General features: G+C 71.3%; 11 protein-coding genes. 3 read left to right on the top strand and 8 right to left on the bottom strand.

The genetic code is table 11. From position 1 onward, the window contains the following. Positions 1-2 precede the first annotated feature (2 nt). Both ACFVJQ_RS24335 and argB read left to right on the top strand, forming a co-directional pair. Positions 3-659 (top strand): isochorismatase family protein, encoded by a 657-nt coding sequence (locus ACFVJQ_RS24335; protein ID WP_385786786.1) that lies wholly within the window; start codon positions 3-5, stop codon positions 657-659. Then, the gene (argB, locus tag ACFVJQ_RS24330; RefSeq protein WP_385786783.1) at positions 656-1,528 is read left to right on the top strand and encodes an acetylglutamate kinase; all 873 of its coding nucleotides are present in this window, start codon (positions 656-658) and stop codon (positions 1,526-1,528) included. The genes ACFVJQ_RS24335 and argB overlap by 4 nt, the downstream gene beginning before the upstream one ends. On the opposite strand, the gene ACFVJQ_RS24325 is transcribed toward argB, so the two are convergent. Genes ACFVJQ_RS24325 through ACFVJQ_RS24310 form a run of 4 tightly spaced genes read right to left on the bottom strand, consistent with a single transcriptional unit; the run spans position 1,512 to position 4,035 of the window. Continuing rightward, positions 1,512-2,009 carry a GNAT family N-acetyltransferase gene (locus tag ACFVJQ_RS24325; RefSeq protein WP_385786780.1) on the bottom strand — a complete coding sequence of 166 codons (498 nt, stop codon included), beginning with the start codon at positions 2,007-2,009 and terminating at the stop codon, positions 1,512-1,514. The genes argB and ACFVJQ_RS24325 overlap by 17 nt on opposite strands. Then, positions 2,006-2,242 (bottom strand): hypothetical protein, encoded by a 237-nt coding sequence (locus ACFVJQ_RS24320; protein WP_385786777.1) that lies wholly within the window; start codon positions 2,240-2,242, stop codon positions 2,006-2,008. The genes ACFVJQ_RS24325 and ACFVJQ_RS24320 overlap by 4 nt, the downstream gene beginning before the upstream one ends. Then, the gene (locus ACFVJQ_RS24315) at positions 2,239-3,816 is read right to left on the bottom strand and encodes an amidohydrolase (protein WP_385786775.1); all 1,578 of its coding nucleotides are present in this window, start codon (positions 3,814-3,816) and stop codon (positions 2,239-2,241) included. Before ACFVJQ_RS24315 ends, ACFVJQ_RS24320 begins: the two co-directional genes overlap by 4 nt. A 6-nt stretch (positions 3,817-3,822) precedes the next feature. Further along, positions 3,823-4,035 (bottom strand): MbtH family protein, encoded by a 213-nt coding sequence (locus tag ACFVJQ_RS24310; RefSeq protein WP_129801476.1) that lies wholly within the window; start codon positions 4,033-4,035, stop codon positions 3,823-3,825. Positions 4,036-4,124: 89 nt separating this feature from the next. Between ACFVJQ_RS24310 and ACFVJQ_RS24305 the strand changes: the two genes are divergently transcribed. Continuing rightward, positions 4,125-5,216 carry an alpha/beta hydrolase-fold protein gene (locus ACFVJQ_RS24305; protein ID WP_385786772.1) on the top strand — a complete coding sequence of 364 codons (1,092 nt, stop codon included), beginning with the start codon at positions 4,125-4,127 and terminating at the stop codon, positions 5,214-5,216. Between the two features lie 9 nt (positions 5,217-5,225). Here the strand turns inward: ACFVJQ_RS24305 and ACFVJQ_RS24300 are convergent, their stop codons facing one another. From ACFVJQ_RS24300 to ACFVJQ_RS24285, 4 genes are read right to left on the bottom strand one after another with little or no spacing between them, the layout of a single operon-like run. Further along, a complete protein-coding gene (locus ACFVJQ_RS24300; protein WP_385786769.1) occupies positions 5,226-6,926 on the bottom strand; it encodes an ABC transporter ATP-binding protein in 1,701 nt (566 codons plus the stop codon). After that, on the bottom strand, positions 6,913-17,808 hold the full coding sequence (locus ACFVJQ_RS24295; protein ID WP_385786766.1) for an amino acid adenylation domain-containing protein: 10,896 nt from the start codon (positions 17,806-17,808) through the stop codon (positions 6,913-6,915). Before ACFVJQ_RS24295 ends, ACFVJQ_RS24300 begins: the two co-directional genes overlap by 14 nt. 59 nt (positions 17,809-17,867) lie before the next feature. Beyond that, on the bottom strand, positions 17,868-19,655 hold the full coding sequence (locus ACFVJQ_RS24290; RefSeq protein WP_385515821.1) for an ABC transporter ATP-binding protein: 1,788 nt from the start codon (positions 19,653-19,655) through the stop codon (positions 17,868-17,870). Positions 19,656-19,657: 2 nt separating this feature from the next. After that, positions 19,658-20,716: an ABC transporter substrate-binding protein gene (locus ACFVJQ_RS24285; RefSeq protein WP_385515820.1), complete on the bottom strand. Its 1,059-nt coding sequence runs from the start codon at positions 20,714-20,716 to the stop codon at positions 19,658-19,660. Positions 20,717-20,805: the final 89 nt, after the last annotated feature.

Below are 20,805 nucleotides of genomic sequence, written 5' to 3'. Positions count from 1 at the left end.
GCATGGGCTTGCCCGCCATCGACTCCTACCCGATGCCGGACCGCACCACCCTCCCCCGGTCGCGCGTCTCCTGGAGAATCGATCCGGCGCGCGCCGCGCTGCTGGTGCACGACATGCAGAACCACTTCGTCGGCGCGTTCCCGGCGGGGCGTTCCCCGGTGGCGGAACTCGTCGACAACATCGCGGCGCTCCGGGAACTGGCAGGGACGCTGGACATGCCGGTCGTCTTCAGCGCGGAGCCGGCCGGACAGCCGCCGGAGCAGCGCGGGCTCGTCGCCGACATGTGGGGTCCGGGGATCGGGGACGAGCCGGACGCCGCCGCGATCGTGGAGCCCCTCACGCCTCGGCCCGGTGAGCATCTGCTGCCGAACGTGCGCCACAACGCCTTCCTGCGCAGCCATCTCGGCAGACTGCTGCGGTCGAAGGGCCGCGACCAGCTGATCATCTGCGGGGTGTACGCGCACCTCGGTGTCCTGCTGACCGCGGCGGACGCCTTCATGAACGACATCCAGCCGTTCGTCGTCGCCGACGCGGTGGCCGACTTCTCCGCCGAGGAGCACGCGTTGGCCCTGCGGTGGGCCGCACGCAGCGGCGTGGTCTGTACGACGGACGGTCTGCTGCGCGGTCTTCTCCTGCACAGGGAGCCGAAGAACGCGTGACCACATCGCGCGCGGCATCGGGCCGTCAGGAGGAGCTGCGGGGCAGCGTGGTCGTCGTCAAGTTCGGTGGCCACGCCATGGTGGACGCCAGCCTGCAGCGGACGTTTGCCCGGGACATCGTGGAGTTGTGGCACGCGGGCCTGCGTCCGGTCGTCGTACACGGGGGCGGGCCGCAGATCAGTGCGATGCTCGGCCGCCTCGGCCTGGAGACCCGGTTCGAGGCGGGCCTGCGGGTGACCACGCCGGAGACCATGGAGGTGGTGCGCATGGTGCTGACCGGCGGGGTCCAGCGGGAGCTGGTGGGTCATATCAACGCCCATGGGCCGTTCGCCGTGGGGATGACGGGCGAGGACGCGCACACGATGACCGCCGTGCGGCGGCCGGCCTGGGTGGACGGCCGGCCGGTGGACATCGGTCTTGTCGGCGACATCGTGGACGTGAATCCGGGCATGGTGCGCACGCTCCTGGAACAGGGGCACATCCCGGTGATCTCTCCCGTGGCACGCGGTGAGGACGGGCAGGTCTACAACGTCAACGCCGATCTCGCGGCGTCGGCCCTGGCCGTGGCCCTCGGCGCCGAGCGGCTGGTGATACTCACCGATGTGGCGGGGCTGTACGCGAACTGGCCGCACAGCACCGAGGTGATCGAGCGCCTGACGGCCGACGCGCTGGACGGGCTGCTGCCGGGGCTGGCGAGCGGGATGCTGCCGAAGATGGAGGGCTGTCTGCGGGCCGTCCGCGGCGGCGTGCGCCGGGCACACGTACTCGACGGCCGCGTGCCGCACTTGGTACTGCGAGGCGTCCTCGACGAGGCCGGGCCCGGCACCACCGTGGTTCCCGACCGCAGCCCGGTCACAGGATCCTCCTGAGGATCCGCGCATTGCGCCGTGGGTCCAGGGACTCTGCCCAGGACTGAGGTGCCAGGCGCGCAGTCGTGGGCGTGAAGCCGTACCAGAGGAACAGGCCGCCACCGCCGGTCGTCGCCGTGAACAGGCCACCGAGCGACAGGGCGCGCGCCCTGGCCAGCACGGCGCGCAGGAGCCCGGCTCCCACTCCGCTTCCCTGCCTCTGCCCGGCCACGCAGAAGTTGTACACAACGCCCGCGGCCCTGCGGCCCTCCCCCGGGCCGGCCGGGTGCACGCGCAGGCCCACGCAGCCCTCGAGGGTGCCTCCCGGGGCCTCCGTCACAAGGAAGTCGGCCGCGTGGGTGGCGTAGAGCGATACGGGCCGCTCCCGCAGCGCCCCCGAGCGGACGAAGGGCCGGGACAGGTCGGCGAGTGCGGCAGCGTCCTCCGCACGGGCGACACGCACGGAGAACGTCGGCGCGAGGAGCGTATGCGGCCCGGTCACCCCTCCGCGCACGGGCGGCCCGGATAGTCGTCGGTCTCGGGTACGCCCGCTTTGCGCATCCTGCGCAGAACCTCGTGCAGGACCGACTCGTCGCCGATGTCCACCGGGCAGTTGGTCTCCCTGTCGAAGACCAGAGTCTCGCCGGCCGTGTTCCAGACGACCCAGCGACGCCGTAACCCCTCTTCCTCCCAGAGGTGCGCGTAGCTCTCCACAACCGCCGCCTTCCTGCTCATGACGCCGACCTGTCGGTTTTACGGCCGTCGACGTACGTCGCCACCACCTCGATGTCTCCGATGCGTGACGTGTCGACGCGCCGGGGGTCGTCGCCGAGTACGACCAGGTCGGCGAGCTTGCCCGGGGTGAGGCTTCCCAGGTCGTCCTCCCAGTGGCAGGCGAAGGCGCCGGCGACCGTGTAGGCGCGCAGGGCCTCGTCGACGGTGATGCCCTCGTCCGGGCCGATCACCTGGCCGGACTCGGAGGCACGCTCGACCATGAACTGGACGGCCCGCAGCGGTGATCCGTCCGTCACGGGGCGGTCGGAGCTGCCCACCAGCGTGATGCCGTGGTCCAGGAACGCCCTGCCGCGGTAGAGCCACGGGGCCCGCTCCTCGCCCATGATCGCCGCGTAGTCGTCGCCGAAGTAACGCAGGAAGTTGGGCTGGACGACCGCGCTGACGCCGAGCTGCGCGAAGCGCGGGAGCTGGTCGGGGCGGATCAGGCCGGCGTGCTCGATGCGGTGCCGGGCGCCGGGGCGCGGCCGGAGGCGCTGGGCCCGCTCCAGGGCGTCCAGGGCGACGTCGGCCGCGCGGTCGCCGATCGCATGGACGGCGAGCTGCCACCCGGCGAGATGGCCGTCCACGATCGTGTCCGCGAGCACCTCCGGGTCGTCCTGCAACTGGCCCGTGTGGTCCAGCCCTTCGTACGGACTGCTGAGCGCGGCGGTCCGGGCCATCATGCCGCCGTCGGTGAAGATCTTCAGCGCGCCCACGGAGAGCCGGTCGTTGCCGAACCCCGTGCGCAGGCCGAGGTCGAGGGCCCGGGGAATCCCGTCGGCTTCGTGTGCGGCGACCGGGTGCAGCCGGTCGGCGGACACCATGAGCTGCAGACGCAACGGCAACAGGCTTTTCTCGCAGGCGAGTTGGTAGGCACCCAGCTCGACCGGGCTGTGGCCCAGGAGGGTGCCGCCGATTCCGGCCTCGGCGCAGGCCGTGACGCCCTCGGCCAGGCAGGTCCGGGCGGCGCGCCCGATCGCCTCGGCCAGTTCCTCCTGGGAGTGGGGCAGGCGCAGCGCGCGGGCGGCGCCCATGGCGCCCTCGGCGAGGAAGCCGTTCTCGTGCGGGATGCCGGCGGGGAGCAGGTCGAGTACGGCGGAGTTGACGACGCAGCCGTGCCCGGAGTCGTGCAGGATGAACACCTTGTGCCCGTGGCTGACCTTGTCCAGTTCGGCGGCGGTCAGATGGCGGCCCAGGGCCCGCTGGTCGTAGCCGGCGATGCTCACCCAGGTGCCGGGCGAGCCCTTCCGGGTGACGGCCTCCTCCACGACGGCGAGCACGTCGTCGATCCGCGTGCACCCCGCGATGCTCGGGGTGTTCTGCTTGAACCCGGTCCAGGCCAGGTGGACATGGGCGTCGATGAACCCGGGCAGCACGGTGGCGCCCTGCAGGTCGATCACCTCACGGGCGGGCAGGGCGGTCACGGCCTCGTCCAGTCCGACGATCCGGCCCCGCCAGATGCCCAGGTCGTGGGCGACGGGGTGGCCGGGGTCCATGGTGAGGAAGCGGGCGTTCGTCAGTCGGGCGCTGAGCATCGGGCGTCAGGCGTCCATGGACTCGGCGAGCGAACGGGGGCGCAGGTCCGTCCAGTTGGCCTCGACGAACTCCAGGCAGGCGTCCCGGGTGTTCTCCTCGAAGGCGATCGTCCACCCCCCGGGCACGTCCGCGAAGGACGGCCAGAGCGAGTGCTGGCCCTCGTCGTTCACGAGGACGAGGAAACGGCCGTCGGCGTCGTCGAAGGGGTTGGTGCTCATGTGCGGTGGCCTCCTGGAGAATTAGGTTAGGCTCGCCTAATCAAAAATGAGCTTAGCCTTCTCGGTTTCCGCTCCACAAGGAGACGTTCATGAGGTTGGTGGGGGAAGACGCCTTCGTCGCGTTCGGGCTGTCCGGCGCACCCGGCACCGACGAGTTCTGGGCGACTGCGAGGACACCGGCGTCGATACCCGACGGCGACGGTTGGGTGACCCTGTTCCTGCGGCGCGGGTCCAAAGCGGCGAGCATCGGTTTCGAAAGCTGGTCGGAGCCTGTACCCCTGCGCCGGTGGGGCGACACGGACTGCTGGTACGCCCAGGTGCGCATGCCTGCGCGACTGCGGGTGACCTACCAGTTCCTCGTGGGCGACGAGGCGTATGCCGACCCGCTCAACCCGGTCGGTGCGGGCGGTGACCGGTCCATCGCCGCAACGCCGGACGCCCCGGCCCAGCCGCACTGGCCCGTCGTCGGCGCCGACGGCGTCCTGCCCCTGCCGCGCACCCGGCTCCGCTGGAGCAGCGAACGGCTCGGCGGGCGGCGTACCGTGCGCGTCCACCCGGCGGGCGGCGGCGGACCGGTGGTCCTGCTGCTCGACGGGGACGACTGGCTGTATCTGCACCCGGCCATGACCGCGTTCGACTGGGCCGTCGCCAGTGGCGAGATGCCGCCGGTCACCCTCGTCTTCCTTCCGGCCAAGGACCGGGCGGCCGAGTTCGCGTGCAGGCCCGAGCTGTGGGAGGCGGTCCGGGACGAACTGCTGCCGCTGGTGGCGGAGAGCGGCGTACCCGCCGACCGGGACCGGCTGGTGGTCGCGGGGCAGAGCCTCGGCGGGCTGAGCGCGATGTACGCGGCGCTGGAGTACCCGGAGTTGGTGTCTCGCGTCGCCTGCCAGTCGGGGTCGTTCTGGTGGACACACGCCGCCATGGACCTGGCGGATCCCTTGGGCGGCCCGGTCGGCGGCGCCATCGCCGCGCGGCTGCGGGAGCGCCCCGGCCTGTCCGGGCTGCGGGTCGCGTTCGACGTGGGGGAACACGAGAGGCGGATGCTGCCGCACTGCGAGCTGGTGGAGACCCTGGCCGAGCAGGCCGGTGCGGCCGTGCGGGTTTCGCGGTCGGCATCGGAGCATGACCGAGCGGGCTGGCGGCACGCGCTGCTCAGGGATGTTGCCTGGACCCTTGGCTAGCAGGTCAGGTCACCGCGCCACCGCCAGGCAGTAGGCCTCGTCCTTGGCGAGGAGGTTCCTATGCGTGTCCTCTGCCGTGATGACGCCGTCGTCCAGTACGAGGACACGGTCCGCGGCGTCCAGGAGGGCCGGGCTGCTGGTGATCACGATGGTGGTGCGGCCGCGGCGCAGCTTTGCGACGTTGCGCGCGATGAGCTGTTCGGTGACCGCGTCGACGGCTGTCGTCGGGTCGTGCAGGACGAGGACGTCGGTGTCGGCGGCCAATGCGCGGGCGAGGGACAGCCGTTGGCGCTGGCCCCCGGAGAGGTTCGCGCCGCGGTCGCGGACGGCGTAGTCGAGCCCTTCGCGGTGGAGGGCGACGACGTCGGTCAGCATGGACGCCTCGACCGCCTCGGGGACCGTTCCGCTGGTGCCCGAGGGGTCGATGTTCGTGCGGAGGGTGCCCGCGAAGATCTCCCCGTCGTACGGGTTCACCAGCATGTGTTCGCGGACCGCCTCGATCGACAGGTCCGCGAGCGCCTGCCCGCTGACCCGCACCACACCCTCGTACGCGTCGGGCGGGACGTTCACGGCCAGGATCGACGCAAGGTCGGCCGCCGCGCGCGGCTGGTAGGGGGCGATCGCCACGAACTCGCCGGCGGTCACCTGGAACTTCAGATTCCGCAGGGTCCCGTAGCGGACACAGTCGATCTCGAGGTCTCCGCCCGTGGCCGGGCGCTGAGGCCCCGGGGTCGTCACCGGCGGTGCGGTCAGCACCAGCGCCATCCGCTCGGCGGAAGCGCGCGCGATCATCACGTACTTGGGCATCTCGGAGAACAGCTTGAGCGGTTCCATGATGAACTGCGCCAGCCCCACCGCCATGACGAGTTCCCCGATGTTGATCCGGCCGTTGAACGCCAGCCAGCCCGCGGTCAGGGTCACGGCGGCGGCGAGGACCGCGTTGAGGGCCAGCGCGGTGCCCGCGTACGCGCCGTTCACCTTGGCGACGGTGATCGCCTGGAGCTTCGCCTCCGTGCTGACCTTCCGGTAGGACCGGAACGCCGCGTGGTTGCCGCCGAAGCCGTGCAGCGGGCGCAGGCCGGTGATCAAGTCGGCGACCTTCGCGCCCGCCCGCGCCACCCGGGCCTGCTGTTCCTGGGTACTGGAGCCGATCCGCTTGGACAGCACGCTCAGGATCGACAGGATCGCGACGGTTCCCACGATCACCAGCAGGCCGAGCCGGATGTCGGCCAGGCCGAGCGCGACTGCCGCGACCAGCACCGCGACCAGCGAACTGATCAGCAGCGGCACCACCTCGATGATGTCGGCGGTCTGGTCGGCGTCCTCGGTGGCGATGGTCAGCACCTCGCCGGACTTCAGGTCGACGTCCCTGGCCACCGGCTGGAGTCCGCAGGCCGCGACCTTCACCCGCCAGCGGTGCGCCTCGGTCGTGTTGGCCTTCTGCAGGATGCGCATCCCGAACCGCCACGACAGCGACACGGTCGTGATGATCACGGCCAGCGCGCCGATCGACAGGCCGAGCGCGCCGAGGCTCCGGTCCCGCATCGTGTGCTCGACGATCAGACCGAGCGCGATGGGGAAGGCGGTCTCCCCCGCCTGGTACAGGCCCATGAGGAGGGTGCCCCAGGCCATGGCACCGATGTTGCGGCGCAGTGCGGTCCGGAGGATGTCGGACCCCGGGCGGGGCCGCTGCGTGTCAGGAGTTGTCATCGAGGTGGCGGGCAATCGCTTCCGGGGTGCGCAGGGTGAACAGGTCTCGGATCGTGATCACAGGACCGTACTCCCGGCGGAGCAGCCCGATCAGCCGCACCGCCAGCATGGAGTGTCCTCCGAGGGACACGAAGTCGCTCACCGCGCTCACCTCGTCGTCGTCCAGGTCCAGTGCCTCGGCGAAGAACTCGCAGACCATGGTCTCGGTCTCGGTCCGAGGGCCGCGCTCCCCTGCCGTGGTCAGCGCGCCCAGCGGCTTGGCCTCCGGCAGCGCCTCCGTGTCAGCCTTCCCGTTCACCGTCAGCGGGATGCTGTCGACCTGGGCGTAGTGCGTCGGCCGCAGGAAGTCCGGCAGCCCGGCGCCCACCTCGGCGGCGACCGCCGCCAGGTCGGAGCCGTCGAGGACGAGGTAGGCGGCCAGCCGGTACGCGCCGTCGACCTGCGGGTCGGGCTGGGCGACCGCGGCGACGAACCGCACCGCGGGGTGCGCCGCGAACACGGCCTCGACCTCGCCGAGCTCGACCCGGTGTCCCCGGATCTTGACCTGCTGGTCGGTGCGGCCCAGGTACATCAGGTTCCCGTCGGGCCGGCGGACCACCAGGTCCCCGGTGCGGTACATGCGCTCGCCGGGTTCACCGAACGGGCAGGCGACGAAACGGTGCGCGGTCTGGGCGGGCTGCCCGAGATAGCCGCGCGCGATGCCGATGCCCGACACGTACAGCTCACCGGGCACGCCGTCCGGCAACGGCCGCAGCCACGGGTCCAGCACGTACACGTCGGTGTTGTCGATCGCGACGCCCACCACCGGGTCCTGGCACTCGAAGGTGCCGACGCCGAGGGTGTTGATGGTGTACTCGGTGGGTCCGTACAGGTTGTAGCCGACCGTTCCCTCGGTCTCGGCGAGCCGCTGCCACAGCGTCGGGGTGACGGCCTCGCCGCCCAGCAGTACCAGCGCCGGCCTCCGTTCCGGGTTGTCGAGCAGGCCCTCGGCGACCAGCTGCTGCGCGTAGGTCGGGGTCACGTTGATGACGTCGATGCCGTGCTCGAGGCAGTACTCGACCAACCGGGGCGCGTCACGGCGCAACTCCTCGTCGCAGATGTGCACTTCATGCCCGTCGGCGAGCCACAGCAGCTCCTCCCACGACATGTCGAACGCGAACGACACGGTGTGCGCGATCCGGAACACCCGGTGGCCGTGCTCGGCCAACACCGGCTTGAAGATCCGGCGCTGATGGTTGATCAGCATGTTGGTGAGCCCGGCGTACTCGGTCACCACGCCCTTGGGCTTCCCGGTCGATCCGGAGGTGTAGATCGTGTACGCGGGGTGCCGCAGGCGGTCGGGGTCGTCCGGCGCGAACGTCACGAACGGCTCGGCGGCGGGCAGCGGGCGGTCCAGCTCGATCAGGTCGCCGGTCAGCGGGGTCAGCCGGGGCGACACGGCGCTCACGGTGAGGATCACGTCCGGGCGGGCGTCCGCGACGATCGAAGCGATCCGCTCGTCCGGGTGGTCCAGCTCCAGCGGCACGTACGCGGCGCCAGCGCGCAGTACGGCGAACAGCGCCACGATCGAGTCGAGGGAACGCGGGATCGCGAGACCCACGGTCGTCTCGGGGCCGATGCCGCGCCCGGCGAGCACACCCGCCACCGCCCGGCTGCGATCCCGGAGTTGGGCGAAGGTCATGGTCGAGCCGTGCGCGACGAGCGCGACCCGCTCGGGGGCGCGGTCCGCCGCCTGGTCGAACCTGTCGACGACGGTGTCGGTGCCGACGTCCGTACGCGCTCCCCGCGAGGGCTCCAGCCCCAACCCCCGCAGCGCGCCAACCGGCCCGGTCGCCCGGGCCAGATCGTCCAGCACGCGCAGGTAGTCGTCGAGGAGACGACGGGCGTTCTCGGTGTCGTGGTCGCGGTACTCCAGCTTGACCGTGAGCCGGTCGCCGGGCGTGACGACCCACGTGAAGGGGTAATGGGTGGAGTCATCGGCTTTCACCGAGGTGATGCCGTGCCGGGCGTTCATCTCGGCGAACGCCTCCATGTCCAGGAAGTTCTGGAGCACGAACAGGTTGTCGAACAGGGTGTCATGCCCACTGGCCCGCTGGATCTCGCCGAGGCCGAGGTGCTCGTGCTCCATCGCCTCGACCCTGGCCGTCTGTACGGCCGACAGGTAGTCGCGGACCGTGTCGTCCGGCCTGGCCCGCGTCCACATCGGCACGGTGTTGAGCAGCACACCGACGATGCCGTCCAGGCCTTCGCCTTCCCGGCCGGAGACGGTCACGCCGAACACGGCGTCGGTGCGGCCCGTGTGGGCGCCGAGGAGGAGGCCGAACGCGCCGGTCAGCACCGAGTTCAGGGTCACGCCGTGCGCCCCGGCCGCCTCCCTCAGCAGGACCGACTGTTCGGCGGACAGCGTGTGCACGAGCGCGCGCGGCAGGTCGTCCGAGAGGGACGGCGCCGGTCCGGCGAGCAGCGTCGGGCCGGGGAGGCCGGCCAGGTGATCCGCCCAGAAGCGTTCCGATACGGCGGGGTCCTTGGCGTCGAGCGCCCGGGCGTGGTCCTCGAAGCTCGGCGTGGCCGGGGTCGTATCCCACGGCTCGCCCGCTACGACGGCCTGATAGGCGTCGAACAGGTCCCGCAGCACGATCTCGCGGGACCAGCCGTCCCACAGCAGCAGGTGGTAGCTCAGCAGGAGACCGTCGCGGTCATCGGGCAGACGCACCACGGTCAGCCGGATCAGCGGTGGCTCACCGGGGTCGAATCCCGTGTCGCGGTCGCGGGTGCGCAGGGCTTCGACTTCCGCGTCCGTCGCCAACTCGACCGTACGGACGGCGACTTGCCGCCCTGCACTGAAGACCTGGACCGGGTTCCCGTCGTCGTCGGTGGTGAAGCCGGCTCCCACGACCGGGTGCCGCGCGATCACGTACGCCATCGCCTCGGCCAGCGCGTCGGTGTCCAGACGCCGGTCGAAGGTGAACCAGCTCTGCGCGACGTAGTGTCCGGCCGTGCCGGCCATCTGGGCCTGGAAGAACAGACCGCGCTGGAGCGGGGTGACCGGTGCGGTGCGCTCGGCTGTCGCGGACGCGTCCGCGATGCGTTCCAGTGCGCTCCGCCAGTGCTCGGCGAGCTCGTCGGGGATGCCCTCGGCGAGGGTGAAGGCCGCGTGCAGGCTGCCGGTGGCCTCGTCGAGCCACGCGTTGACCTCGACGGCGTACGGGCTGCCCTGGTCGCCGCCGGTGATGTGCAGGGCCTGGGACTCGCTGCCCCGGCCGAGGTAGTTGAACAGCACCTGCGGGCGGGCGTTCAGCAGCGGGGCCGTCTGCGGGTTGAGGTACCTGAGCAGGCCGTAGGCGACGTGCGCGCGCTCGTCCGGCCGGCGTTCGGTGACCTCGCGCGCCGCGGCGACGGGGTCGGTGTGCGCGGTGAGCCGTACGGGCGCGATGGAGGTGAACCAGCCCACCGTGCGGGTGTAGTCGTGGTGTTCGAGCACCGGGACCCGGCCGTGCCGTTCCAGCTCGATCGCGAGATCGGTGGGCGACGGCTGGACGTGGGTCAGCGCGGTGCGCAGCGCGCCGCACAGCAACTCGGTGAGACCGACGCCGAGTGCGGCAGGCGCGGTACGCGTCACGCGGTCGCTCACTTCGGGCGGGAGCACCACCGTGGTCTCACGCAGCCGCTCGACCGTGGGCAGCAGCGCGGGTGCCTGGAGCGTGGTGATCCAGTGCCCGAGGTCGTCAATGGCCTGGGCGGACTGGAGCGTCAGTGCCTCGGCGTACTCGGCGTACGACGTGGTCGGCGGCGCCAGGGGCTCCCCGCGCAGGGCAGTGGCCAGGTCGTCCAGCAGGATCAGCCAGGACACCGAGTCGACGGCGAGGTGGTGCACGGTGACGACCAGGGTCCGGCTCGCCTCCAGCCACGAGAACGCGATGACGTCCCCGGACTCGGGGTCAAGCCGTCCGGCGGCCTCGTTCGCCGCGGTGGTCGCGTCGGTCGTGTCCGGTCGTACGACGGTGACCTCGCGGGCGGGTTCGGTGCGCAGTGCCCACACCCCGTGCTCGACGCGCAGCCGCAGCCGGAGGGCCGGGTGTGCGGCCACGACGGCGTTCGCGGCGCGCTCGACGTCGGTGAACCCGGTGTCCTCGGGGGCGACCAGTGTCCTGGCCTGGGCGAACCGGTGGAGCGATCCGCCCAGTTCGCGCTGGCGGAGGATGATCGGCGTCGGTATCAGCGGGCCGTCCTCGCGGCGGGCGGGGGCGAGGGCCGCGGCGGGCGGTGTGCTCGTCCCCAGGTGGTCGGCGAGGGCGCGGGGGGTCCTGAGCAGGAACACGTCCCGTGGCGTGATCGCGAGGCCGAGCGCCCTGGCCCGGTTGATCACGGTGATGGCGAGGATGCTGTCGCCGCCGGCGCGGAAGAAGTCGGTGTCACCGTCGACGGCGGAGCCGGGCAGGGTGTCGGCGAAGATGTCGACCAGGGCGGCGAGCGCGGAGTCACTCACGGCCACCGGGGTGTCATCCTGCGCGGCCCGTGCGATCAGGGCCTTCCGGTCCAGCTTGCCGTTGACCGTCAGCGGCAGCGCGTCGACCGGCAGCACCCGGCCAGGCACCATGTGCACGGGCAGCTTCGTGGACAGCTGCTCGGTGAAGTCACGGGGCACCCGACCCACGACGTGCGCGACCAGATGGTCGCCGCTGTCCGCCACGGTGACGGCCACGTCGACCACGCCGTCGAGTTCCCTGATCGCGGACTCCACCTCGCCCGACTCGATGCGGAAACCCTTGAGTTGGACTTGGTCGTCGGCACGGCCGACGAACTCCAGCTCGCCGTCGAACGTGCGGCGGGCGAGGTCGCCCGTGTGGTACATGCGGGAGCCGTCGCCCGCGAACGGGTTCGCCACGAACCGGCCCGCGGTGAGCCCCGGCCTGCCCAGGTAGCCGAGCGACACCTGGTCGCCGGCGACGTAGATGGCGCCCACCCGGCCCGGCGGCACCGGCCGGAGCCGGTCGTCGAGCAGGTAGGTGACCAGGCCGGGTATCGGGCCGCCGATCGGGCTGACGTCGTCGCCGGAGGCGAAGTCCTCGTCGGTCAGCACCCGGTGGGTGACGTGGACGGTGGTCTCGGTGATGCCGTACATGTTGACCAGCTCGGGCGAACCGGTGCCGTACCGCTCGACCCACCCGCGCAGCCGCCCGAGATCGAGCGCCTCGCCGCCGAAGATGATCCGGCGCAGTGCGGTGACCGGCTCACCGGCGTGCCGGTCCGCCTCGATGAACTGGTAGAACGCCGACGGGGTCTGGTTGAGCACGGTCACTGAGCGCTCGCGGACCAGCCGGTGGAAGTCGACCGGGGAGCGGGTCAGCCCGTACTCCGGCACCAGCAGCTCACCGCCGTACGCCAGCGCACCCCACAGCTCCCAGACCGCGAAGTCGAAGGAGAAGGAGTGGAACTGGACCCACACGTCGTGCGGGCCGAAGTCCATGTCGGGCTGGGTGTTCGCAAGCAGCGTCACCATGCTGGAGTGCGGGACGACGACACCCTTGGGCCGGCCGGTCGATCCGGACGTGTAGATCACGTACGCGGGGTCGTGCCAGCCGACCTCGGGCTCGGTGGTGTCCCGCACCGGCAGCTCGTCCCCCTGCACGAGCACCCGGGCCGACACGCCCGCCCGGGCCAGCAGTTCCGTGAAGCGGTCCCGCTGCTCACGCTCCACGAGAACGACCTGCGGAGCGGCGTCGGCGAGGATGTACTCCAGCCGTTCGTCCGGGTAGGCCAGGTCCAGCGGCACGTACGCGCCGCCCGCGCTGACGATCGCGACCAGGGCGACCACCTGCTCCAGGGAACGCGGGACGGCGACGGCGACCCGCTTCCCGGGCCCGACACCGGCCGCGCGCAGTGCCGAGGCCAAACCGTTCTTCGCATCGGCCAGTTCGCCGTAGGTCAGTGAGCGGGTACCGCCGTCGAGACCGCACTGTGTGACAGCGGTGGCGACCGGGGCGCGGTTCGCGGCGGCGTCGAACAGCCCACCCAGGGTCGTCGGGGTGATCCGTGCGGGACGCCCAGCGCCTGCGGGCGCCAAGTCGTCGACCAAGGCGTCCGGCCGGGTGAGCAGGCCGGTGAGGGTCGAGGTGAACGTACGCAGGATCTCCTGGACGCTCGCCTCCCTCAACAGCTCACCGTCGTAGATCAGGTTGAAGCGCGGACGGCCGTCGACCGCCCGCTCCACCACCAGCGTCAACGGGTAGTGCGGAGCACCCTCGTTCACGATGTCGGTGATGACCAGCTCATCGCCGGACCCCCGCAGACCGTCCACGTCGGTCGCGACGTCGAACACCACCAGGGTGTCGAACAGGGGGCCGTCGGCGCCGGCCTGGCGGCCGATCCTGGCCAGCGAGACATGCTGGTGCGGCAGTACCGCGCTCTGGTGCTCCCGTACCGAGGCAAGCAGGTCACCTGCAGTGGTCGTACCGGTCCAACGAGCGCGCACGGGGATCGTGTTGATGAACAGACCCACCATGTCCTCGATGCCGGGCACTTCCGCGTCGCGCCCGGACACCGTGGAGCCGAACACCACGTCCCTGCCGTGCAGGATGCCGCCCAGCGTCACCGCCCAGGCGCTGTGCACGGCCACGCTCAGCGGCACGCCGGCCGACCGGGCGGCCGCGTCGATGTCGTCCGCCGGCTCCACGGCGGTGTCGGCGAACCGGTCGGACGGAGTGTGCCCCTCGGCGACCAGCGAAGGGCCCGGCAGATCGGCGAGCTGATCGCGCCATACCCGGTCGCTCTCGTCGTCGTCACGTCCGGCCAGCCAGCGCACGTAGTCGGAGAAGCCGCCGACCGGGTACACGCTCCCCGGCGCGTGGTACTCGGCCAGCAGCGCGCGGAGCATCGGCGGTACCGACCAGCCGTCGGCGATGATGTGGTGCACGGTCTGCACCAGGACGTTCCGGCCGGCGCCCGCGCGGACGAGCGTGTACCGCATCAGCGGGCCGGTGGCCAGGTCGAACCCGGCGCGGCGATCCCGCTCGGCGTACTCGCGTATCTCGTCGTCGGTGATGCCGGGGCGGTCCAGCGTGGTGAACGGCGCCTCCACACCGCTCTCCAGCACGGAGACCACACGGCCGTCGGCGAGGGCCACGAACCGCGCGGCCAGGTTCGGGTACAGCGTGAGCAGGCGAGTGGCCGCCGCCGCGAGCCGATCGGCGTCCACCTCGCCGTCCAGCGTCAGCAGTTGCTGCTCGACGTAAGCGCCCGCCGAGTCGTCGTCGAAGACGGAGTGGAAGTACAGGCCCTCCTGCAACGGGGTCAACGGCAGGATGTCCCGAAGCCCGGGGCCGTCCAGGGCGTCGACATCGGCCTGCGTGAGCGGCACCAGGCCGAAGTCGCTGGGAGAGTGGCCGCCCTGGTCGAGCGCGGCAAGCCCGGCCAGAGCCACCCGGAAGTACTCGCCGATGGTCGCGATGTCCTCGTCGGTGAACACCCCGTCGGGCCAGGAGATGGTGGTGACCAGTTCGTACTCGCCGCTCGCCGCGGGTTCGGCGATCGCGTTGAACTCCAGGGGGCGCGGCAGGCGCATCCTCGGGTCGCGCTTCTCGCCCAACTGCCCAGTTGTGCCTGCGAGTTGCCAGTCCCCCGACGCGCCCGCATCGAAGCGGCCCAGGTAGTTGAACAGCACCTGTGGCGCGGGCGCGTCGAACTCGGTGTGGGTCAGGTACCGCAGGACACCGTAGGAAACGCCGTTGTCCGGAACCCGGGCGAGGTCCTCCTTGACCGCCTTGAGCGCGGCGGCCAGGTACTCGGGCGCCGTGAAGTCGGCCGCCGTGCCGGGGTCCACGGTCACCGGGAACAGGGTGGTGAACCAGCCCACGGTCCGCGACAGTTCCGGCTCGAAGCCGGCGCTGCCCACCACGAACTGTCCCTCGCGGCCGTGGCCCTCGAGTTCGATGTGCGCGAACGTCTGGTCCTGCCCGAGGTCGCGGCGCCACCGGGCGAGGGTGACGGCGAGCGCGGTCAGCAGGACGTCGTTGACGCCCGCGTGGAACTTCGCGGGGATCTCGCCCAGCAGCGCGGCCGTGACCTCGGGACCGACCGAGACGGTCCGGAGCCGCTCGCGCGCGACGGTGTCGGCTTCGGACAGCGCGCGCCTGCCCACCGGCGCGTCCGCTCCCGGCAGGGGACGCCAGTAGTAGGCGCTGTCCGCGTCGAACGCCGCACGTTCCAGCAACTGCGTCCAGCGCCGGAACGACGTGCCCACCGGGGGCAGCTCGATCGGCGCGCCCGAGGCGAACTGCCGCCACGCCGTGGCCAGGTCCTCCATCAGGACCCGCCAGGACACGCCGTCGATCACCACGTGGTGGGCGACCAGGACCAGCTGCCGCGCCTCGCGGCGCCAGACGGCCCGCAGCATCACGCCGCCCGCCGGGTCCAGCCCTTCGGTGGCGAGCGCGACGCACTCCTCGACCGGGCCGTCGCTCTCCTGCCACCCCGCGACGGCCTGGTCCGCCTCCGGGATGTCGAAGCTCCAGTGGTCGCCGCGCACCAGCTTGGCGCGCAGCATGTCGTGCCACCGGACCACGGCGGTGAGGATCGCGTCGAGCGCGTCGGCGGTCAGGTCCGCCGGGGTGTTCAGCACCACCGACTGTACGAAGCCGTCGATCGCGTCCGTGGTCTCGCCGAGCCACTGCACGATGGGCGAGCCCACGACGGAACCGGTCGCGACATCGCCGTGGTCCACCGTGGAGACGTCCTCACGGCTCGCCACCGCCGCCAGCGCCCCTACGGTGCTGTGGGCGAAGATCTGCCGTGCCGTGACGTGGAGACCGGCGTCGCGCAGCGCGCTCAGCAGCGAGATCGCCAGAATGCTGTCTCCGCCGAGCTGGAAGAAGTCCTGGTCGACGCCGACCTCTTCGAGCCGTAGCACGGACGCGACCGCTGCGCACACCGCGCGCTCGTTCTCGGTGGCGGGCTGCACGAGCGAGCCCGTCCCGATCGTGGGCTCCGGCAGCGCGTTCCGGTCGAGCTTGCCGTTCGCGGTGAGCGGGAACTCCTTCATCACGACGATGTGGGCGGGCACCATGTACTCGACCATGTGCTCGGCGGCCCACGCCTTGACCTCGTCGGCCCGCAGGTCCTCGCTGCCGGCGGCCGGGATCACGTATCCCACGAGGTAGGTGCCGCCGGCCGCGTTCTTCTTCGCGACGACGCAGGTGTGGCGTACTCCGGGGTGCTCCGCGAGACCGACCTCGACGTCCTCGATCTCCAGCCGCATACCGCGGATCTTGATCTGGTTGTCGGCCCGGCCGAGGAAGTCCAGCGACCCGTCCGGGTTGAACCGGGCGAGGTCACCGGTCCGGTACAGCCGGGAACCGTCGTTCGCGAAGGGGTTCGCGACGAAGCGGGACGCCGTCAGGCCGGGCGCACCCACGTACCCCCGCCCCAGGAGGAACCCTCCCACGTACAGTTCGCCGCCGACCCCGACCGGGACCGGGCGCAGTTCGTCGTCGAGCACGTACAGCTGGGTGTTGGGGTTGGCCTTGCCGATCGATGTCGACAGGCGTTCCGCCGCGCCCCGGTAGATGACGTGCGAGACGCCGATCGTCGTCTCGGCCGGGCCGTAGCCGTGGTACATGGGGATGTCGAGCTTGGTGCGGAACCGTTCGTACAGCTCCGGGGTCAGCACCTCGCCGCCGCACCACACGTGCCGCAGGCTGTCCAGCCGTCCGGAGTCGCCGGCGATCTCCAGCAGCACGTCCAGCATCGACGACACCAGGTACGTGAAGGTGACGCGCTGCTCGGCGATCACGCTCAGCAGGTGGTGCGGGTCGCGTTCGCCGCCGGGCCGCAGGACCACCAGCCTGGCGCCGCTCACCAGCGGCAGGAAGATCTCGTTGATGGAGATGTCGAAGGACAACGGAGCCTTGAACAGCGACGCGTCGTCGTGGCCGAAGCCCAGGATCTCGTCGACCTGCCACAGCAGGCGCTCGCTGATCGCCTCGTGCCGGATCATCGCACCCTTGGGCCGCCCGGTCGAACCGGACGTGAAGATCACGTAGGCCAGCGCGTCGCCGAGGACGGTGACCCCAGGCCCCTCGGTGGGGTAGGAACCGAACCGCCAGTCGCCCAGGTCGACGGCCACGGCGTCCGGTTCGGCCGGGTCGTGCTCGCCCGAGGCGTTGAGCTGCACCACGACCCGGGCGTCCTCGATGACGACGGCTCGGCGCGCGGCGGGCCACTGTGGATCGAGCGGCACGAACGCGCACCCCGCCTGGAGCACGGCGAGCAGCCCGATCACCATATCGGCGGAGCGGCTCAGTGAGATGCCGACGACCTGCTCGGCGGCGAGGCCGCGTTCGAGCAGATGATGGGCCAACTGGCTGGACAGTTCAGCAGCCTGACGGTAGGTCAGTGATCGGTGCTCGTCGACGATGGCGACGGCGTCCGGCCTGGCCCGCGCCTGCTCGCGGAACATCTCCACAATGGTCGGGCGGACCCGGTCGGCCCGGGTGTCGTTCCACTCGGCCAGGGCCTCGAGCCGCGCCGCCACACCGGACGGGCCGATGGTGCCGAGGGGCCGGTCCGGGAAGTCGGCCAGGTCGTCCAGCGCGAGCTGCGCCTCGGCGGCCACTACGCCTTCCGGGATGGCAATGCTCCAGCCGTCCGCGCCGACATCCCAACCGCCAAGCCCGGCACCGCCGTTGTCGACCCACGCGAGAACGTCGGCGAACAGCGTGCCGGGGGTGAGGTCGATGCCGTCGGGGCTCCGGCCCGTCGCCCAGTACGACAGCCCGATGGCGCATGCTTCGGTGATGGTCCGGTCGGAGAAGTCGCCGGTTCGCCGGCGTACGTCGGCCAGGCGCGCGGGAGTAAGCCGTACGAGACGAGTGCTCGGTTCCATCATCGAAGCCTCAGCATCCCTTCCAAGGAATGAAAGTAAGCTCTCACCTAAATCAGGGTTACCTAACTGCCTTCTCGCCAGGCCCGCCACAGTCGCGCATACCGGCCGCCCAGAGCCACCAGCTCCTCGTGAGTTCCCTGCTCCACGACGCGCCCCGCGTCCAGTACGGCGATCCGGTCCGCCGCCATCGCCTGGGTCAGCCGGTGCGCCACGAACAACGTGGTCCGGCCCCGGCACGCCGCCAGCACGGCCCGCTCCAGCTCGGCGGCGCCCTCGCTGCCCGCCTCCGCCGTCGACTCGTCGAGCACCACCACCGGCGACCGGCCCAACACCAGCCGGGCCAGGGCGATCTGGGCGACCTTGGTGACGTCCAGGCGCTCGCCGCCCTCGCCGACCAGGGTGTTCAGCCCCTCGGGCAGCGCGTCGACCCACTCGTCGGCGCCGACCGTGCGCAGCGCGTCCACCAGCTCGGCGTCGGTCGCGTCCGGCGCGGCCAGCCGCAGGTCGTCGGCGAGCGGACCGGAGAACACATGCGTCTCCTGCGTCAGGATGCTCACCAAGGCCCGCGCCCCGGCCTCGTCCAGACCGGCGAGGTCGGTCGACCCGACACGCACCGATCCGGCCTGCGGGGTTCCGATACCCGCGATCAGCGCGGCCAGGGTCGTCTTGCCCGCGCCCGTCGCTCCCACCAGGGCGAGCGAACCACCGGCCGGGATCGTCAGGTCGACGTCCTTCAGGACCGGCTCGTCGGTGCCGGGGTAACTGAACGTCAGCCCCTCCACCGTCACCGGGAACGGCCCTGCGTTCGCCGACGCGACGGACGCGTCGCCCACCAGCCGGTCCTCCGCCTCCTCCCCCAGGACCCCGACCAGCCGGGTCAGGCTCGCGCCCGACTTCTGCGCCTCGTCGAAGGTGAACATGATGAGGCCCAGCGGGGTGAACAGCCGGTGGAACAGCAGCGGGGCCGCCGACACCTCGCCCAGGCTGGCGGCATCGGCCTCCAACAGGGCGTACCCCACCAGGAGGATCAGGGTCAGTCCGATGAACTCGGCGCGGTTCTCCCGGCCGACGAACCGGCCGAAGAACCGGAACACCTCGATGCCCAGATTGCGCACCCGCCATGACTCGTGGGTGACCTTCTCCCGGAAGGCGTCCTCCAGGCGGTACGCCCGGACCGTGTCGATCCCGTTCAGACCGCTGATCAACGCCTGCGCACGGTCGGCCTGGGCCAGTCGCTGCTTCCGGTAGAGCGGGGCGGACCGGGGGAGATACCAGCGCAGGGCCAGCGCGTACGCGGGCAGCGCGCCGGCGCCCGCCAGGCCGAGCCGCCAGTCCAGTCCGAACATGCCGACCGTGGCGATGGCGACCAGCACGCCCGCCGAGAACACCGTGGGGACGGCCGTGCGGATGCCCTTGGAGATGACGGCCACATCGTCACCGACCCGGGAGAGCACGTCTCCCCGGCCGACCTGCTCGATCCGTGCGCTCGGCATCCCCAGCACCGCCCGGACGGCGCCTTCGCGCAGCCGCGCGAGCAGATCCGCGCCCAGCCGCCCGATCAGGTACGTCGACACCGCGGTGGCCGCCGCGCCGAGCAGCGCGGCGGCCGCCATCAGGGCCCCGATCGTGACCAGGACCGACTGCGATGCGCCCTCGACCACCCCGTCGACCACCCGGCCGAGCAGGAGCACCGGGAGCACCTGGAGCGCCGCCCCGGCCACCGTGGTGAGCACGGTGGCGACCGTCAGCCAGGGCACTTCGCGGCAGTGTGCCGCGACCCATCGGGTGGCCTCGCGTCCGGTCGCCGTGCGCAGGGTCGCCGGGGCGACGCGTGTGACGGTGGTGCTCACACCTACTCGACCGACTTGACGAGTTCGTCGATCGCGTACGGCATGGACAGCAGGGTGCCCTGGGAGATGGCCGCGCCGACCGCCGGGCCCTCGCTGTCCAGCAGGTACGACACCTTGCCGTTCTTCACCGCGTCCAGGTTGGCGAACAGCTTGAACTTCTTCAGCGCGTCCGTGTCCGCCTTGTCGTTGATGACGAAGATGCGGTCGACGTCGACCAGGTCGATGCGCTCGGGAGAGAGCTTGGTGTAGAAGCTGCCGTCCGCGACCTTGTCGATCTCGGTCTGGTACGTGAAGCCGATGCCCGTCACCAGCCGGCCGCGCACGTCGGTGGAGGTGAACGGCGCCACCGAGTCCTCGTACCAGGACAGCGCGACGGCGGTCTGGTCCGCGAACTCGGGGTGCGCCTTCTTGGCCGCGTCGAGCCGGCCCTGGATGTCCGCCACCATCTTCTCGCCCTCCTCGGCCTTGCCGAGCGCCTTGGCGATGTGCAGCGCGTTGTCCTGCCAGGGGGCGCTGAACGGCTCCTTCTCGGCCTTGGTGCGGCCCACCGTCGGGGCGATCTTGGAGAGCTTGTCGTAGGCGGCCTGGTCGATCTCGGAGTAGACCGCGATGATCAAGTCCGGGCGCAGGGCGGCGATCTTCTCGTAGTTGGGGCCGGAGTCACCGTTCTTCATGATGACCTCGGGCTTGGTGTCGCCCCACTTGTCCTTCACCCAGGGCCACTGGGTGTTGATGTCGGGGCTCTGGCCCGCCGGGTTCGGGTACTGGTCGGTCATGCCGACCGGCTTGATGCCGAATGCCAGGACGCTCTGGTCGTCCGTGTAACCGACGGTGACCACCCGCTCGGGAGCCTTGGCAACCTTCGTGGATCCGAACGCGTGCTCCACGGTGACCGGGAATGCGCCGCCGGCGGCGGTCGAGGTGTTGTCGCCGGCGTTGTCCGCCGAGTCGGACGAGTCGGAACCGCATCCCGCGAGGAGGCCGACGCCGAGAGTCGCGGCGGACAGTACGGCCGCCAACCGCCGCAACGGCTTCATACGCGTCGTTCTTTTGAGGAGCATCCGGAATCCCCTTGCTGTCGCGCTGTCCACTGCACCCCGTCTGAGGGCAGGCAAACCGTACCGTGAGTGGGTGAGGTTAGCCTAGCCTA

This window comes from Streptomyces sp. NPDC127197, from assembly GCF_042672405.1.
In the GTDB taxonomy this organism is placed as follows: Bacteria; Actinomycetota; Actinomycetes; order Streptomycetales; family Streptomycetaceae; genus Streptomyces; species Streptomyces flavusporus.
The sequence above is the reverse complement of the archived record's forward strand: the minus strand, read 5'-3'. Positions and strand labels throughout refer to the sequence as shown.

Excerpts from the sequence above, each read along its gene's own strand:
- ACFVJQ_RS24335 (WP_385786786.1), top strand. The coding sequence starts at position 3 with ATGGGCTTGCCCGCCATCGACTCCTACCCGATGCCGGACCGCACCACC.
- ACFVJQ_RS24320 (WP_385786777.1), bottom strand. The coding sequence starts at position 2,242 with ATGAGCAGGAAGGCGGCGGTTGTGGAGAGCTACGCGCACCTCTGGGAG.
- ACFVJQ_RS24315 (WP_385786775.1), bottom strand. The coding sequence starts at position 3,816 with ATGCTCAGCGCCCGACTGACGAACGCCCGCTTCCTCACCATGGACCCC.
- ACFVJQ_RS24310 (WP_129801476.1), bottom strand. The coding sequence starts at position 4,035 with ATGAGCACCAACCCCTTCGACGACGCCGACGGCCGTTTCCTCGTCCTC.
- ACFVJQ_RS24305 (WP_385786772.1), top strand. The coding sequence starts at position 4,125 with ATGAGGTTGGTGGGGGAAGACGCCTTCGTCGCGTTCGGGCTGTCCGGC.
- ACFVJQ_RS24300 (WP_385786769.1), bottom strand. The coding sequence starts at position 6,926 with ATGACAACTCCTGACACGCAGCGGCCCCGCCCGGGGTCCGACATCCTC.
- ACFVJQ_RS24295 (WP_385786766.1), bottom strand. The coding sequence starts at position 17,808 with ATGATGGAACCGAGCACTCGTCTCGTACGGCTTACTCCCGCGCGCCTG.
- ACFVJQ_RS24285 (WP_385515820.1), bottom strand. The coding sequence starts at position 20,716 with ATGCTCCTCAAAAGAACGACGCGTATGAAGCCGTTGCGGCGGTTGGCG.